Source organism: Streptomyces sp. NBC_01363 (genome assembly GCF_026340595.1).
Lineage (GTDB): Bacteria > Actinomycetota > Actinomycetes > Streptomycetales > Streptomycetaceae > Streptomyces.
In genome coordinates this window covers 2,506,764-2,521,918 of record NZ_JAPEPF010000001.1, presented here as the reverse complement: position 1 = coordinate 2,521,918, position 15,155 = coordinate 2,506,764, and the positions used below count along the sequence as shown (strand labels likewise).

Below are 15,155 nucleotides of genomic sequence, written 5' to 3'. Positions count from 1 at the left end.
GGAGGCCCTTGTGCCGTTGTTACGGGAACCGGCTCACCTGGTGCCGCGCAGCCTGCGCCACGGGGTGAAGGTGAACACGGCGCCGCCGAGCAGGATCGCCGTGCCCGCGACCAGGCCCAGGGCGCGCAGGGTGCCGTTGTCCTCGGCCCCGGTGGCGGCCAGTCCGCCGCCGGAGGCCGTGCCGCCGGCCGTCGAGCCGGAGGCGCCCGTGGAGCCCGTGGTGGCGGAGCCGGAGGCGCCGCCCTGCTGGGCGGTGGTGTCGAGCGTCAGCGACGGGGTCACCGAGCCCTTGACCTTGCACGGAATGTTGATCTTCGAGGCGCCCAGGGTGACGTCGATCGTCAGGGCGCCGGGGCTGAGCGTGGACTTGCCGGACGCGCCGGGCTTGTAGGTCCCGGTCATGTCGGGCAGGTCGACCGGCTTGCCCTGCTCCAGCGGTTCGGCATTGGCGGGGCCGGTGACCTTCACCGAGCCCTTGTCGGCGCCGCCTATGGTGACGTCCATGGACGGCTTGAGCGCACCGGCCGGCAGTGCGGCCGGGCTGTCCATCACGCCCTTGGCCGTCTTGACCGTGAGGGCGTAGCTCCCGCCGCTCTTCTTGGCGTTGATCGTCACCTTGGAGGCGATGTCGGGCGGTCCCGGGGACGTACAGGTGAAGTGGACCGCGACTTCCTTGCCGGGGAAGTCGGTCTGTCCGCTGCCGCCGCCGGAGCCCGAGGTGGTGCCGCCCGCCGTCGTACCGCCCGCGGTGGTGGAGCCCGAGGTGGTGCCGCCCGCGGTCGTGGATCCGGAGGTCGTACCGCCCGCGGTCGTGGAACCGGTCGTGGAACCGGTCGTCGAGCCGCTCGTGGTGCCGCTCGTGGTGCCGCTCGTCGTACCGCCCGCGGCGGTGGATCCGCCGCCGTCCGTGACCTTGATGGTCGCGCCCGGCTGCACGGTCTCCTTCGGACTGCATTTGGTGTCCGTGGAGATCGGCTTGGAGACGTTGATGTTGTACGCGTCCGGCGTCAGCGTGATCTCACCGGCCTTCTCCAGCTTCAGCGTGCCCTTCATGTCGGGCAGCACCATGGCGCTGTTCTTGGGGATCGGCGGGTTCTGCCGCGGCCCTTCCATCTGCACGGTGCCCGTGGCGGCGCCGCCCACCTTGAGGGTGCCGGTCGGCTTGACCGTGTCCTTGTCCAGGTCGAGCACGTCGGGGTTCTTGGAAGCGGCCTCGACCGTCTTCCAGACCACCTCGACGGTGTCCCCGACCTTGGCCTCGGCGGGCGCGGTCAGCTGCACCTCGGTGGTGCCCTGCACGGCCGGCAGCCCGGAGATGGGCGGCGGAATGCACTCAGTCCTGTACGAGACGTCGGCGGCCTGGGCCGGACTCGCGGCCAGCAGCATGCCCGCGCCGCCGAGCATCATCGCGACTCCCGCCGCGACGGTCCTGCGTTGCGTACTCACGAATGTCCCTTCGTCGTCGGTCTGTTCTCTGACGGTGCGGAATCGGGTGTGAACCACGGCAGTGCGGCCGTGGTGCTGGACGGGTCGTCGGTGGGCGCGGTCGCGGGGTCCGCGGCGCGCCCCGGTGCGCGGCGGCGCCTCGGGATCTTCGCGGCCTTCGCGGCCTGCGCGGTGGCATCGGCCGGTCCCGGCGGGCGGTGGCGTCCGGCGCGGCCCGGGGCGCGCGAGGAACGGGGCCGTACCTTGTCGACGATCGCCATGCCGATCCGGAACACGGCGGCAGGTACGACGAGGCACAGCAGGATCCAGAAGAGCGTGACGCCCCAGGGGCGGCCGACCCCCCACGGCTGTTCGGCCAGCACCTTGCCGCCGTACCTGAGCGAGACCTGGTAGTCGCCGTGGGCGCCCGCCGTCAGTTCGACCGGCAGCTCGATCTGCGCCTTGCGGCCGGACCCGATGGTGCCGCGCCACTGCCGCTCCTCCCACTGCGGGGCGAAGACTCCGTGCGCGGTACCGATCTCGAAGACCGGGTCCTTGACGGGCGCGGAGCCCAGGTTGCCCACGGTGAAGACCAGTTGCCGGGCGGGCGGGGCGCCGAACCAGGTGAGGATCCCGCTGTCGCCCTCCAGCCTCGTGGTGGCGAGCACCGCGAGCCTGCCGCCCCCGGACTCCTTCGGCAGCGGGGCGATCGGGTGGCCCGCGACGACGAACACGGCGTCGGCGGCGGCCTGTTCCCTGGTGACGGTGGCGACATGCACCACGCAGGGGCAGGGCACGGGCGGTTCGGCGACCGGCATCTTCTTGCGGAAGGCGCCCTTGGCATCGGTCGTGACGGCCCGGCCCTCGGCGTTGGCGCAGGAGTTGGTGCCGCCGATCACGCCGCGGTCCGGCGCGGACCGTCCGCAGATCAGCATCATCAGCAGTGCCTTCGGGCGCCAGCCGCTGCCCTTCACGGTGATCTCACCGCCCTTGCCCGCCTGCTGCTTGGAGAGGGTGACCACGGGCTTCGCCTCCGCGGCCCGCGTGACCGCCGCTTCGGCTCCGGTCGCGGGGAGCATCGGCAGGGCGGGCAGCAGGGCCACGAGCAGCGCGACGAACAGCGCGACGGCCCACCGCTGGTGGCCGCCGCGGAGTGCTGCCGGTCCGGCCTGTCCAGTCACGATTCCGCTCCCGCCTTCGCCAAGCGCCTGCTCCTGGAGTGCTGCTGGTCGCCCGACGACCGTCCGGGCCGCTCCTCGTCGCCCGGTGACCGCCCCGGCCGTTGTTCGTCGTCCGGCTGCCGGTCGCGCGACCGCCTGCGCCGGTACGTGTACGTCCCCGCCCCGGCGGCGGCCAGGACCAGCAGCGCGCCGGCGCTCAGCGGCGCCCACGGGACGAAGACCGCACGGGCCGTCGCCTCGCCGTGCGCGCCGCCCGCCGCCGTGACGCGCAGCCGTACGGTCGCCGAGTCGAGCGCGGGAACGTCCCGCCACGGCTCGGTGAGCCTGAGGCGCTGTCCGGGGCGCACCCGCACCGGCAGGGTGCGGGCCTCGCGCCGCAGCAGCGTCCCGAACACCCCGTCGGCGCGGACGGCGATCCGCGGGGCGAGGACCGCGTTGCCGCGGTTGACCAGCGTGTAGTGGATGGCCCGCCCGGACACGCTGACGTCCTCGACGGTGAGCGCGGCCAGCGTCGGCCCGCCGACCCGCAGCCGGACCGGTACGCCCACCGAGCGGTCGCCGCCGCGGACGACGATCGCGCCGGGGTGGTCGCCGGGCGTCGCGCCGGCCGGCACCGTGACGGTGAACGGCACATCGGCCCGGGTGCGGGCCGGGACGGTCACCTCGGTGACGGCGGTCCGCAGCCAGCGCCCGGTCCCGGTCGCGCCCTCGCCCCCGGCACGTGCGCCGGAGCCGCCGCTCTTCGCGTCGTCCGCGTCGGCGCCGCTCAGCCGCACGGTGACCGGGAACGGGCCCGGGTTGGTGACGGAGAGCCGGTCCTGCAGAACGGTGCCGGGCGGGCCCTCCAGATAGAAGTACGGTCTGCCGCCCGTGCCGGAACCGCTCACCGCGGGCCGCGCCGTCCACGAAGCGGCGCCCGGATGCGACGGAGGCGGCGTCGCGGCGCCGGCCACCGGTGTCATGGCGAGGGCGCACAGCAGTACGGCAAGGGCGAGTCGGGCGGCGTGACCGGTCGGCGACGGCATGGGCGGCTCCCTGGTGCGTGACGGCGGCGGCTGGGTCCGGCGGAACCGCCCTATCGGACCGCGGCCCCCTGCCCGCGCTTGGTCAGCCAGAGCACCCCGGCCGCACCGGTCAGCAGCACCGTGCCGCCCAGCGTGCCGAGTGCCACGGCCGAGTCGAGCGGGCCGGTCTTCGGCAGCTGCCCGCCGCCGTCGTCCGGGGTGCTCTGCGGGTTGCCCGCGGCCGTCACATCGAGCTGGAGCGACGGTCCCGGGTTGTTGGAGGGGGTGCAGGTCGTGGTCGTACCGAGTGCCTTGATGGTGAGCACCCCTGCGGTGAAGTCGACCTTGCCGCTCTTCTTCGGGGTGTACGTACCCGACAGGTCACTGATCTTGATGGGGGTGTTGGCTGGTATCGCGGCGGAGTTCGGTGGGCCGGAGACCTGGACCTGGCCCGGGTCGGCACCACCCACCTTGATGACCGCGCCGGGGCTCATCGCCCCCTTGCCCAGTTCGACGGGGCTGGAGGAGACGCCCTTCTGGAAGGACATCGTGAGCCGGTAGCCACCGCCGCTCTTGACGCTCTTGATGTCGATGGGAGACACGGCGCTCTTGTCGCCGATCGGGGTCTTGCACTTGTAGTCGACGTCCACGACCGTGGCGTGGGCGGCGGGCGCGGTCATCAGCACCACCGTGCCCGCCAGCGCGGACGCCAGCGCGAGAGCTGTTCGCTTCTGGTAGGACACCTGAGTTCCCCTCATGCCGGAAGTCGCCGCACGCCGGTGCTGACCGACGCAAGTTACTGACGACACATCAGATCGGGCGCTCAAGGTACGCCCGGCGCCTTGTGGAGGGAAGACAAAGAGCGCGCCGATCCGGCGCGCTCTTCGGTGGTGCGAACGGCGGGGCGGTGCGCCCCGGAAGTACGGCCTGCGGCCTACGCGGGCGCGGCCAGCTCCGCCCAGACGGTTTTCCCGGCCCGGCCGGGCACCCGCAGGACACCCCAGTCCAGGCAGAGCCGCTGCACGATGAACATGCCGTGCCCGCCGGGCCGCCCGGCCCGGTGCGGGGTGCGCGGCGCGGGCTGGCCCGCGCCCGAGTCGACGACCTCCACCCGCAGCACCTTCGCCGTGCAGGCGATGCGCATCTCCTCGGGGCCGTCGGCATGCAGACAGGCGTTGGTGACCAGCTCGGAGACGACCAGCAGGACGTCCTCGGCGGCGGCCCGGCCATCGGCGCTCGACGCGGGGAGCCAGCCCCATTCATGAAGCGCCTGGCGGGCGAAGTCACGGGCGGTCGGCACGATGCCGCTGACCCCCCGCAGCGACAGGGTGCGCCACTGTCGCTCGGCCGGCTCGGGGGAGGCCGCGTCGGCGCCCGCGTCCGCGTCCACGCCTGCGCCCTGCGGCTCACGGCCGAGGTCGCCCGGCGGATGCTGCCGGGTGGTGCTCATCAGCGCTTCACCTCACCGATTCACCATGTCGCCATCGAACAGTTACAGATACAGAGTGTGCGGGCGCCCACGGCCCCGCCGGATGTCTTCTGCCCGGCCGAATCGTGACAACACCCACTTCGTCTACGCGGATCGCGTGACACCGGCAACACATGGGGCGCCCGGGGCCGCGACACGCGCCGCGGTCATGTGTCCAGGGCCGCTTCGAGGGAGTCGTGGACGGTGAAGACCGCCTCGGCCCCGGTGATCTCGAAGACCCTCGCCACCACCGGCAGCATTCCGGCCAAATGGACCCCTCCCCCGGCCGCTTCCGCCTTCAGGCGGGCACCGAGCAACACATTGAGCCCGGTGGAATCACAGAATTCGAGTCCCGAGCAGTCGACCACCAGGCGTACTCGCCCTTGCTCGACCGCGTGCTCCAGGGGCTCCCGCAACAGATCCGCCGTGTGGTGATCCAGCTCACCCACCGGCGTCACGACCTCGCTGCGCCCTTCGGTCCGGACCTCGACCTGAAGTCGACCCCGGTTCGCACTGCCGACCGTCCCGCGGTCCATGCCCGTCCCTCTTCGCCGTTCGTCACTGCCTGCGTCTCTGCGTGCGCAGATGCGTATGTGCTGCCTCTGACGTTCTTGAAACAGTACGCGGTCTGTGCGCCACGCGATACCCGAAGACCTCAACAAACCGGACATATAGCGTCAATTGGCGCTTGTAACTGCCCGTCCGGACCGGGTAAGGGTAAGGGGACACCCAAAACACGACCGGCTTCGGAGGCGCCGCTTCACCGCAGGAACACGTATGGGCATCGGCAGCCATATGCCGAGAACGATGGAGGAGACCATGTCACCCCGGCTCGACGGACCGCGTCCCCACAACGCGACGTCAGCATGTCCTCAGGGACTGACCCACTCAGACTCCCCTGCCGCGGGCGCCGAGAACGGCACCCGCAGCAGCACCAGCACCACCAGCAGCACCGTCACCATCAGTGACACCAGCACCAGCATCATCAGCGACACCGGCGACGCGAGCGGCACCGGCCGCATCGGTGGCTTCGACCGCATCGACGCCGACGACCACGGCGTGAGCGACGGTCTCGAAGGACTTCCCGAGATCCCGCCTTTCGACGAGGTGGGCCCGCTGGACGCCAGGGCGTTGTCGAAGACGCTCTTCGAACGGCTCGGATCCCTCGAAGAGGGCACCCGCGAGTACTCGTACGTCCGCAATACGCTCGTCGAACTGAACCTGGCCCTGGTCAGGTTCGCCGCCTCCCGGTTCCGCTCCCGCAGCGAGCCGATGGAGGACATCGTCCAGGTCGGCACCATCGGCCTGATCAAGGCGATCGACCGTTTCGAGCTCAGCCGTGGCGTGGAGTTCCCCACGTTCGCGATGCCGACCATCGTCGGCGAGATAAAGCGCTTCTTCCGCGACACCAGCTGGTCCGTGCGCGTCCCGCGCCGGCTGCAGGAGCTGCGGCTCGACCTGGCCAAGGCGGGCGACGAGCTCGCCCAGCAACTGGACCGATCGCCCACTGTGGGCGAGCTCGCCGACCGCCTCGGCATCACCCATGACGAGGTCGTCGAGGGCATGGCCGCGAGCAACGCGTACACCGCGAGCTCGCTGGACGCCAAGCCCGAGGAGGACGAGCACGAAAGCGCGCTGGCGGACCGTATCGGCTACGAGGACCACGGGCTCGAAGGCATCGAGTACGTCGAGTCCCTGAAGCCGCTGATCGCCGCGTTGCCGCGCCGCGACCGCACGATCCTCTCGCTCCGGTTCGTCGCCAACATGACGCAGTCGGAGATCGGTGAGGAGCTGGGCATCTCCCAGATGCATGTGTCGCGGCTGCTCTCCCGCACGCTGGTCAAGCTGCGCAAGGGCCTGACCCTGGAGGAGTGAACGGGTGCGCGTCGCCCGCTCGTTCAGTATCCGAGCGGTGCACCGCGAAAACGTGCGGAAGGACCCGCCCCGGCAAAGGGGCGGGTCCTTCCGCACGTTTGACACCGCGTCACGGGTGCCGGGCGAGGTTCAGACGGCGCGCTCGCCGTGCCGCCAGACCGCGTGGACCAGCGGAACGCCCGGCCGGTAGGCGAGGTGGACATGACTGGGCGCGTCGAGAAGCACCAGGTCGGCGCGGGCGCCGGGGGCGATGCGGCCGATGTCGGTACGGCGCAGGGCCGCGGCGCCGCCCGCGGTGGCGGACCAGAGGGCCTCGTCCGGCGTCATGCCCATGTCGCGTACGGCGAGGGCGATGCAGAAGGGCATGGAGGACGTGAACGACGAGCCCGGGTTGCAGTCGGTCGAGAGCGCGACGGTGGCGCCCGCGTCGAGAATGCGGCGGGCGTCGGGCCAGGTGGCGCGGGTGGAGAACTCGGCGCCGGGGAGCAGGGTGGCGACGGTGCTGCCCTGGGCCAGTGCGTCGACGTCGGCGTCGGTGAGGTGGGTGCAGTGGTCGGCGGACGCGGCGTCGAGTTCGACGGCGAGCTGGACGCCGGGCCCGTGTCCCAGCTGGTTGGCGTGGACGCGGGGGTGCAGGCCCTTCGCCATGCCCGCGGTCAGGATCGCGCGGGCCTGGTCGCCGTCGAAGGCGCCCTTCTCGCAGAAGACGTCGATCCAACGGGCGTACGGGGCACAGGCGTCGAGCATCGCTCCGGTGACCAGGTCGACGTAGCCGGCCGGGTCGTCGGCGTAGTCCGGGGAGACGATGTGGGCGCCGAGGTAGGTGACCTCCTCGGTGTGCTGGGCGGCGATGCGCAGGGCGCGGGCCTCGTCCTCGACGGTGAGGCCGTAGCCGGACTTGGTCTCGAAGGTGGTGGTGCCCTGGCGCAGCGCCTCGGCGAGGTAGCGGGCGACGTTGGCGGCGAGCTCTTCGTCGGTGGCGGCGCGGGTGGCGGCGACCGTGGTCCTGATACCGCCCGCGCTGTAGGCGCGGCCGGACATCCGGGCGTTGAACTCCTCGGTGCGGTCGCCCGCGAACAGCAGGTGGGAGTGGGAGTCGACGAAGCCGGGGATCATCGCCCGGCCACCCGCGTCGACGGCGTTGTCAGTGGCGGGTGCTTTGCTTGATTCACCGGTCCAGACGACCCGGTCGCCCTCGATGACGACGGCCGCGTCCTGGATGGAGCCCAGGGGGGAATCCGCGCGCAGGGAGGGGTCGTTGGTGACCAGGCTGGCGATGTTGGTGATGGCGGTCGTCGTCATCGGAGGGCTGCTCTCCTTGCGGGGGTCCGGTCTCAGCCGTGCAGGGCGGCGATGGCCGAGGCGAGTGCTGCGGGTACGTCCTCGACGAGTGCGTGCCGCCCGTCGCGGACGATGTGCCGGCCTGCCACGACCGTGTGCCGCACATCGGCCGCGGAGGCGGCGAATACGACCGCTTCGGCGGCAAGTCTGGGCACCGGTCCCGCTGTTCTGACGGAATCCAGGGCGACGGTCGCCAGATCTGCGGGCGCACCGGGCTCGATGACGCCCGCCTCGGGCCGGCCGAGCGCCGCGTGTCCGTCGACGGTCGCGGCGCGCAGCAGGGCGGCCGCCGTCCAGTGACCGCGCGCCCGGGTGCGCAGGCGCTCGTCGAGCTCCATCGCGCGGGCCTCTTCGAAGAGGTCGATCACGGCGTGGCTGTCGCTGCCGAGGGAGAGCGGCGAGCCGGCGCGCTGGAGGGCGACGGCGGGGCCGATTCCGTCGGCGAGGTCGCGTTCCGTGGTGGGGCACATGCAGGTGCCGGTCGCCGAGGAGCCGAGGAGCGCGATGTCCTCGGCGGTGAGGTGGGTGTTGTGGATACCGGTGGTGCGCGGGCCGAGGACACCGTGGTCGGCGAGGAGCCGGGTGGGTGTGCAGCCGTGGGCGGCGAGGCAGGCGTCGTTCTCCGCGGTCTGCTCGGAGAGGTGGACATGGAGCGGGGCCTGCCGCTCCTCGGCCCAGGCGGCCACGGTGGCGAGCTGTGCGGCGGGCACGGCGCGCACGGAGTGGACGGCCGCGCCGATCAGGGCGTGGTCGCCGCCCTTGAGGAGGGAGGCGCGTTCGGCCCAGGCGTCCGCGGTGGTGTCGGAGAAGCGCAGCTGGTGCCGGTCGGGCTGCTGGTACTGGGTGGGGCGCTTGCCGAATCCGGCGGAGAGGTAGGCGGTGTCCAGCAGCGTGATCCGGATACCGGCCTCGCCCGCCGCCGCGATGAGGGCCTCGCCCATCGCGTTCGGGTTGTCGTACGGGGTGCCGCCCGGCGCGTGGTGCAGATAGTGGAATTCGCCGACCGCGGTCATGCCCGCCAGCGCCATCTCGGCGTACACGGCACGGGCGAGGTCGTAGTACGAGTCGGGGGTGAGCCGGGAGGCGACCTGGTACATGGTCTCGCGCCAGGTCCAGAAGGTGCCGGAGCCGACCTGGACGGTGGAGCGCAGGGCACGGTGGAAGGCGTGCGAATGGGTGTTGGCGAGCCCGGGAACGGTGAGCCCGCGCAGCACGGTGGCGCCCGGCGGCGGGGTGGCGACGCCGGTGCGGACGCCCGCGATCAGCCCGTCGGAGACGTCCAGGGCGACGCCCGGCTCGACATGGGTGCCGAGCCAGGCGTGGGACAACCAGTACGTCACGGTGGCGGGCCTGCCCGTCGGTTGCGTTGTCAGCTGCACGCGAGACCTTCCAGTACGTCGGCGAGTGCGATCACCCCGGCCACGCAGTCGTCCTCGCCCGCGTGCTCGGCCGGAGAGTGCGAGATCCCGGTGGGGTTCCGTACGAACAGCATGGCGGTAGGGACCGAAGCGGACAAAATACCCGCGTCGTGTCCGGCGCCGGTGCCCAGGACGGGTACCGCCCGGTCGGCGCCACCGCCGTCCCGGCCGTCCCGGCCCGCGAGGATCTTGCCGAGCTCGTCGCGCAGGGCGTGCTCGAACTCGACGACGGGCGTGAAGGACTCCCGTACGACATCGAGGTCGATCCCGGCCCGCTCGGCGTGCTCCCTGGCGGCCCGTTCGACGCCGCCGACCACGGCGTCGAGGGACGCCTGGTCGGCGGCACGGGAGTCGAGCCAGCCGCGGACGAGGGAGGGGATGGCGTTGACCCCGTTCGGCTCGACGGCGATCTTGCCGAAGGTGGCGAGAGCGCCGGCGAGTTCCGCTTCGCGGCGGGCGGCCAGCACGGTCTCGGCGTACGTGAGCATCGGGTCGCGCCGGTCGGCGAGACGGGTGGTGCCCGCGTGGTTGGCCTCGCCCCGGAAGTCGAACCTCCAGCGTCCGTGCGGCCAGATCGCGGAGGCGATGCCGACCGGGTCGCCGGTGAGGTCGAGGGCACGCCCCTGCTCGACATGGAGCTCGACGAACGCGCCGATGCGGGCGAGCCGTTCGGGGTCCGGGCCGATGGCGTCGGGGTCGTACCCGGCCGCCTCCATGGCCTGCGGCAGCGTGATGCCGTCGCCGTCGCGGAGCCGGTGCGCCGCCTCGGCGGTCAGCTGTCCGGCGGCGAGCCGGGAGCCCACACAGGCGAGCCCGAAGCGGGCCCCCTCCTCGTCGCCGAAGTTGCTGATGGCCAGCGGCCGGGTGAACGTCGCCCCCCTGCTGCGGAGTTCGTCGAGCGCGGCGAAGGAGGAGACCACGCCGAGTGGCCCGTCGAAGGCACCGCCGTCCGGAACGGAGTCGAGATGCGATCCGGCGACGACGGCGTCCCCGGCCAGGGGGTCGCCGAGCCAGGCCCACTGGTTGCCGTTGCGGTCGACCTCGTAGGTGAGCCCGCGCGCCTCGGCCTGCGCCCGGAACCAGGCGCGGCAGTCGGCGTCGGCCCCGGTCCAGGCGTAGCGGCGGTAGCCCCCGCTGTCCTGATGCCGGCCGACCGGCAGGAGCTCCCGCCACATGTCCTGGAACGACGACGAGCCGCCTCCGGAGACGGCGCCGGCCCCGGCGCCGCCTCCGACCGTGCCCTCGGCCCCGTTCGCGGTCCCGCTCCCGGACGGAAGGCTCACTGTTCGCCCTCTGCCATCGGCACGCGCACGCCCTTGTCCGCGGCGACCGACTCCGCGATGTCGTACCCGGCGTCGACGTGCCGGATGACGCCCATGCCCGGGTCGTTGGTGAGCACCCGGCGGATCTTCTCGCCCGCCAGCTTCGTGCCGTCGGCGACGGTCACCTGCCCGGCGTGGATGGAGCGCCCCATGCCGACGCCGCCGCCGTGGTGGATGGAGACCCAGGAGGCCCCGGAGGCCACGTTGACCATGGCGTTCAGCAGCGGCCAGTCGGCGATCGCGTCGGACCCGTCGAGCATGGCCTCGGTCTCCCGGTACGGGGAGGCCACGGAGCCGCAGTCGAGGTGGTCGCGCCCGATGGCCAGCGGCGCGGCCAGCTCACCGCTCGCCACCATGTCGTTGAACCGCTCACCGGCCCGGTCGCGCTCGCCGTAACCGAGCCAGCAGATCCGGGCGGGCAGCCCCTGGAAGTGGACACGTTCGCCGGCCATCTTGATCCAGCGGTGCAGCGACTCGTTCTCGGGGAAGAGTTCGAGCATCGCCTTGTCGGTCTTGTGGATGTCCGACGCCTCGCCGGAGAGCGCGGCCCAGCGGAACGGGCCCTTGCCCTCGCAGAAGAGCGGCCGGATGTAGGCGGGCACGAAGCCCGGGAAGTCGAAGGCCCGGTCGTAGCCCGCGAGCTGGGCCTCGCCGCGGATGGAGTTGCCGTAGTCGAACACCTCGGCCCCGGCGTCCATGAAGCCGACCATCGCCTCGACGTGCTTGGCCATCGACTCCCGTGCGCGCTGCGTGAAGTCGGCGGGCTTCTCGGTGGCGTACGAGGCCATGTCGTCGAAGTCGACCCCGAGCGGGAGGTACGCCAGCGGGTCGTGCGCGCTGGTCTGGTCGGTGACGATGTCGATCGGGGCGCCCTCGGCGAGCATCCGCGGCAGCAGCTCCGCCGCGTTGCCCAGCAGACCGATGGAGAGCGGCCTGCGGGCGTCCCGCGCCTCGGTGGCCAGCTGGAGCGCGTGTTCCAGGGAGTCGGCGCGCACGTCCAGGTAGCGGTGCTCGATCCGGCGCTCGATGGCGCGCGGGTCGCAGTCGATACAGATCGCGACGCCGTCGTTCATCGTCACGGCGAGCGGCTGGGCGCCACCCATGCCGCCGAGCCCGGCGGTCAGGGTGATCGTGCCGGCCAGCGTCCCGTTGAACTTCTTCGCCGCGACGGCGGCGAACGTCTCGTACGTGCCCTGCAGGATGCCCTGCGTGCCGATGTAGATCCACGATCCGGCGGTCATCTGGCCGTACATGGTGAGCCCGAGCGCCTCCAGGCGGCGGAACTCCTCCCAGTTCGCCCAGTCGCCGACCAGGTTGGAGTTGGCGATCAGGACGCGCGGCGCCCACTCGTGCGTCTGCATGACGCCGACCGGACGGCCGGACTGGACGAGCATCGTCTCGTCCTGCTTGAGCGTCCGCAGCGTGCGCACCATCGCGTCGAAGGAGCGCCAGTCACGGGCCGCCTTGCCGGTGCCGCCGTAGACGACGAGCTTGTCGGGGTGCTCGGCGACCTCGGGGTCGAGGTTGTTCTGCAGCATGCGCAGGGCGGCCTCCTGCTGCCACCCCAGGGCGCTCAGTTCCGTACCGCGCGGTGCCCGTACGGGGCGGGGTCCTGACATGGCGGTGCCTCCTCGCGACTGTAAGTCTTCTATTCACATCCTGATGGTCTGAATACTCGTAGTCAACAGTCTCGCACCATCGCACGGGAGCAACACCCGCGCCCGCCCCGCGCACAGGCCACCCCGACGCCCCCGTCGCGCGCCCTCCGCGCACTCCCGTACGCCTCCGGCATGTGCCCGTGGAAACTACCGAACCCTCTCCGGGGACAGGCACGTTGCGTAGCCTCGTGGTCACACCGCACACCGAGCCGGGAGGGGCGACCGCTCCGCCGCGCCGGCTCAGAGACCTAGGGGAGGCCCCTGTGATCCGAGCACTCCGACTGCGCGCCGGGACGAAGCAGCCGATGGAGCCCGCGGCCGAAGCGCAGGAAGTCCTGGCCGAACTCCAACGATTACGGGCCGCGGTCCCGCTCCTGTCCGGCGCCCTGGTCGCCGGAACCGACGGATACGTCCTGGCCCATGACACCCCCGGGGTCGAGCCCGAGAGTGTCGCCGCGCTGACCGCGACCGCGTTCGGCGTCGCGGTCCGGATGGCGGAGGCGACCGGGCGGGGCGGCTTCGGCGAACTTCTCGTACGGGGCGAGTCCGGCTGCATCGCCTCGTACGCCGCAGGCTGCTCGGCCGTCCTCACCCTGCTCGCCGAGGACCCCATCGACGTCGAGGCGCTCCATTCCGAGGGCCGCCGGACGAGTGCCCTCATCGGCGAGCTGATCGACACCGCAGCGCACCGCGCCGCCTGTCCGGCGCCCTCGGCCCCCTCCCCCCGGCAGCTGCCCCCGCAGTCCGGCCCGCTGCCGCCCCGCATCTGACCGCCGGAGCCCCGACGGGCGGATTCAGTGCCTGCGCCGCGCCCCTCCAGGCGCGGCGTCCCCCGCCATCGGCCCGGTCGTCCGATACCCCTTGACCCGCTTGCCCGCGGGCCGCCCGCGCTCCACCCAGTCGGTCCGCACCCAGTACAGGGCGTCGTCCCGGTGCTCGCGCCGCCCGATCCGGACGGCCTTGATCCAGAGCCCGGCGCCCGCCCCGGCAAGCATCATCCCGCCGGCCCCGGGCAGCAGGAACGCGCTCGCCACCGCCACGAGGAACGCCCCGAACAGCCACCACCGGTGCCCCCGACGCCAGTTGCGTACGGTCACGGCGCGGTCCTGGAGGAAGTCGGACCGCCCGGCACGCGTGGCGCCCCCGGCCAGCTCCGCGTACCTGCGGCTCCGGACGAGCGCCACGACGGCAGCGGTGATCAGGAACAGCGCGGCCCCGGACAGCAGGCCGATCCGGCGCCCGGTGAGCCCCGGCACCAGCGCGCCGATCCCCGTGGCCAGCAGCCCCGGCCACCACATCGGTGCGGCTCCGGCCCGTACGATCACGGCCACTCTCGCCAACGACTGCGCTCCGCGCCCCACGTCCGTACCCCTCTCCGCAGCTCCTCGTGAGCCTTTCCGGCCCGGAGATTAGTAGCCGTAGATGAGCGGTGCCTGAGAATCGGCGAAGTCCGGGAGCCGACGGGCCCGCCGGGCCCCCGCCGCCCTCGGCGCACGGCCCCCGTCCGTCACTCCACGAACAGTCCCCGCGCCGCCGCCCTCGCGTCGAACTCCTCCAGCCGCGCCTGCGCGTCGGGCAGGTCGTCGCACATCGCCTCCAGCAGCACCCGCCCCAGCAACATGGGCGCACACGCCGTGTCGAAGGCGAGCCCGGTGCCGACGGCGGCCGGGATCAGCAGATCGCTGTACTTGGCGACGGGCGCGAACGCGGAGTCCGCCACCGACACCACGGCCATCCCCTGCTCCTGCGCGTACGCGAGGGCGTCCACGACCTCCTTCGGGTGCCGGGGCAGCGCGAAGCAGATCAGCGCGGAGGCGCCCGCCCGCCGGGCGGCGTCGATCCGGTCGCGCAGCATGCTGCCGCCCTCGTCGAGCACCCGGACATCGGGGTGGACCTTGGCCGCGAAGTACCCGAAGCCCCGCGCCTGCGAGGAGGCGGCCCGCAGCCCGAGCACCGGCAGCGGCCGCGAGGCCGCGAGCAGCCTGCCCGCCCGCTCGACCGGCCCGGGGTCGGCGAGCAGCTCCGCCAGGTGCCGCAGATTCTCGATCTCGCCGAGCACCGCCTGCTGGTACTCGTTGTACGCGTCGTCCCCGCCCGCCGGCTCGGGCTCGGCGGGGGCGACCTCCCGCAGGTGCTTGCGGAGCGCCGGATAGCCGTCGAAGCCGAGCGCCACGGCGAAGCGGGTGACGGACGGCTGACTGACCCCGGCGAGCTCGGCCAGCTCCACGCTCGACAGGAACGGGACGTCCCCGGCCCTGCGCACCATCGAGTGCGCGATGCGCCGCTGGGTGGGTGTGAGCCGGCGCCCCTCGAAGAGCTGCTGCAACCGCGCGGCCGGGCTGCTCCCGCTCATGCTGTCCCCTCGGTAGATCCGGCGCACCGCGATCCGGCGCCGACAAATCCATTCAGCCAGCAAGCCGTCTGCATGTCCATATGCAGCCGGGGCGTCCCCGTGCGGCCGGG

Annotated in this window: 14 protein-coding genes; 2 read left to right on the top strand and 12 right to left on the bottom strand. The window is 72.5% G+C overall.

The features are described from left to right. Window positions 1–33: 33 nt before the first annotated feature. The 6 genes from OG611_RS11780 to OG611_RS11755 all read right to left on the bottom strand — a co-directional run bounded on the left by OG611_RS11780 (window position 34) and on the right by OG611_RS11755 (window position 5,614). Window positions 34–1,404 (bottom strand): hypothetical protein, encoded by a 1,371-nt coding sequence (locus tag OG611_RS11780; RefSeq protein WP_266425790.1) that lies wholly within the window; start codon window positions 1,402–1,404, stop codon window positions 34–36. A gap of 38 nt (window positions 1,405–1,442) precedes the next feature. After that, window positions 1,443–2,504: a hypothetical protein gene (locus OG611_RS11775; RefSeq protein ID WP_266425787.1), complete on the bottom strand. Its 1,062-nt coding sequence runs from the start codon at window positions 2,502–2,504 to the stop codon at window positions 1,443–1,445. 98 nt (window positions 2,505–2,602) lie between these two features. Then, window positions 2,603–3,568: a hypothetical protein gene (locus tag OG611_RS11770; RefSeq protein WP_266425785.1), complete on the bottom strand. Its 966-nt coding sequence runs from the start codon at window positions 3,566–3,568 to the stop codon at window positions 2,603–2,605. A gap of 113 nt (window positions 3,569–3,681) precedes the next feature. Continuing rightward, entirely contained in the window at window positions 3,682–4,353 is a 672-nt protein-coding gene (locus OG611_RS11765) for a peptidase (RefSeq protein ID WP_266418398.1), read from the bottom strand. A 191-nt stretch (window positions 4,354–4,544) separates the two neighbouring features. Continuing rightward, window positions 4,545–5,060: an ATP-binding protein gene (locus OG611_RS11760; RefSeq protein ID WP_266418396.1), complete on the bottom strand. Its 516-nt coding sequence runs from the start codon at window positions 5,058–5,060 to the stop codon at window positions 4,545–4,547. A 185-nt stretch (window positions 5,061–5,245) separates the two neighbouring features. Continuing rightward, the gene (locus OG611_RS11755; protein ID WP_259930729.1) at window positions 5,246–5,614 is read right to left on the bottom strand and encodes an STAS domain-containing protein; all 369 of its coding nucleotides are present in this window, start codon (window positions 5,612–5,614) and stop codon (window positions 5,246–5,248) included. 283 nt (window positions 5,615–5,897) lie between these two features. On the opposite strand from OG611_RS11755, the gene OG611_RS11750 reads away from it, so the two are divergent. After that, window positions 5,898–6,953, top strand: a complete 1,056-nt coding sequence (locus tag OG611_RS11750; protein ID WP_266425782.1) for an RNA polymerase sigma factor SigF — start codon at window positions 5,898–5,900, stop codon at window positions 6,951–6,953. A 129-nt stretch (window positions 6,954–7,082) separates the two neighbouring features. On the opposite strand, the gene hutI is transcribed toward OG611_RS11750, so the two are convergent. The 4 genes from hutI to hutU all read right to left on the bottom strand — a co-directional run bounded on the left by hutI (window position 7,083) and on the right by hutU (window position 12,653). Further along, window positions 7,083–8,255: an imidazolonepropionase gene (gene hutI / locus OG611_RS11745; protein WP_266418390.1), complete on the bottom strand. Its 1,173-nt coding sequence runs from the start codon at window positions 8,253–8,255 to the stop codon at window positions 7,083–7,085. 32 nt (window positions 8,256–8,287) lie between these two features. Then, the gene (locus tag OG611_RS11740) at window positions 8,288–9,673 is read right to left on the bottom strand and encodes a formimidoylglutamate deiminase (RefSeq protein WP_266418389.1); all 1,386 of its coding nucleotides are present in this window, start codon (window positions 9,671–9,673) and stop codon (window positions 8,288–8,290) included. Next, entirely contained in the window at window positions 9,664–10,887 is a 1,224-nt protein-coding gene (locus tag OG611_RS11735) for an allantoate amidohydrolase (RefSeq protein ID WP_266425779.1), read from the bottom strand. Before OG611_RS11735 ends, OG611_RS11740 begins: the two co-directional genes overlap by 10 nt. Window positions 10,888–10,991: 104 nt before the next feature. Further along, window positions 10,992–12,653 (bottom strand): urocanate hydratase, encoded by a 1,662-nt coding sequence (gene hutU / locus OG611_RS11730; protein ID WP_266418388.1) that lies wholly within the window; start codon window positions 12,651–12,653, stop codon window positions 10,992–10,994. A 344-nt stretch (window positions 12,654–12,997) separates the two neighbouring features. Here hutU and OG611_RS11725 point away from each other — a divergent pair, with 344 nt between their 5' ends. Beyond that, a complete protein-coding gene (locus tag OG611_RS11725; RefSeq protein WP_266425777.1) occupies window positions 12,998–13,462 on the top strand; it encodes a roadblock/LC7 domain-containing protein in 465 nt (154 codons plus the stop codon). A 24-nt stretch (window positions 13,463–13,486) separates the two neighbouring features. Here the strand turns inward: OG611_RS11725 and OG611_RS11720 are convergent, their stop codons facing one another. Together OG611_RS11720 and OG611_RS11715 are read right to left on the bottom strand one after the other, a co-directional pair. Then, window positions 13,487–14,023 carry a hypothetical protein gene (locus tag OG611_RS11720; RefSeq protein WP_266425775.1) on the bottom strand — a complete coding sequence of 179 codons (537 nt, stop codon included), beginning with the start codon at window positions 14,021–14,023 and terminating at the stop codon, window positions 13,487–13,489. Between the two features lie 176 nt (window positions 14,024–14,199). Next, window positions 14,200–15,045, bottom strand: coding sequence for a MurR/RpiR family transcriptional regulator (locus tag OG611_RS11715; RefSeq protein ID WP_266418387.1), 846 nt, complete (start codon window positions 15,043–15,045; stop codon window positions 14,200–14,202). Window positions 15,046–15,155 lie beyond the last annotated feature (110 nt).

What these genes read in the sequence shown, in the direction of transcription:
- OG611_RS11780 (WP_266425790.1), bottom strand. Translation starts at nt 1,404, where the DNA reads ATGCTCGGCGGCGCGGGCATGCTGCTGGCCGCGAGTCCGGCCCAGGCC.
- OG611_RS11775 (WP_266425787.1), bottom strand. Translation starts at nt 2,504, where the DNA reads ATGCTCCCCGCGACCGGAGCCGAAGCGGCGGTCACGCGGGCCGCGGAG.
- OG611_RS11770 (WP_266425785.1), bottom strand. Translation starts at nt 3,568, where the DNA reads ATGACACCGGTGGCCGGCGCCGCGACGCCGCCTCCGTCGCATCCGGGC.
- OG611_RS11760 (WP_266418396.1), bottom strand. Translation starts at nt 5,060, where the DNA reads ATGAGCACCACCCGGCAGCATCCGCCGGGCGACCTCGGCCGTGAGCCG.
- OG611_RS11755 (WP_259930729.1), bottom strand. Translation starts at nt 5,614, where the DNA reads ATGGACCGCGGGACGGTCGGCAGTGCGAACCGGGGTCGACTTCAGGTC.
- OG611_RS11750 (WP_266425782.1), top strand. Translation starts at nt 5,898, where the DNA reads ATGTCACCCCGGCTCGACGGACCGCGTCCCCACAACGCGACGTCAGCA.
- hutI (WP_266418390.1), bottom strand. Translation starts at nt 8,255, where the DNA reads ATGACGACGACCGCCATCACCAACATCGCCAGCCTGGTCACCAACGAC.
- OG611_RS11735 (WP_266425779.1), bottom strand. Translation starts at nt 10,887, where the DNA reads ATGTGGCGGGAGCTCCTGCCGGTCGGCCGGCATCAGGACAGCGGGGGC.
- hutU (WP_266418388.1), bottom strand. Translation starts at nt 12,653, where the DNA reads ATGTCAGGACCCCGCCCCGTACGGGCACCGCGCGGTACGGAACTGAGC.
- OG611_RS11725 (WP_266425777.1), top strand. Translation starts at nt 12,998, where the DNA reads ATGGAGCCCGCGGCCGAAGCGCAGGAAGTCCTGGCCGAACTCCAACGA.
- OG611_RS11715 (WP_266418387.1), bottom strand. Translation starts at nt 15,045, where the DNA reads ATGAGCGGGAGCAGCCCGGCCGCGCGGTTGCAGCAGCTCTTCGAGGGG.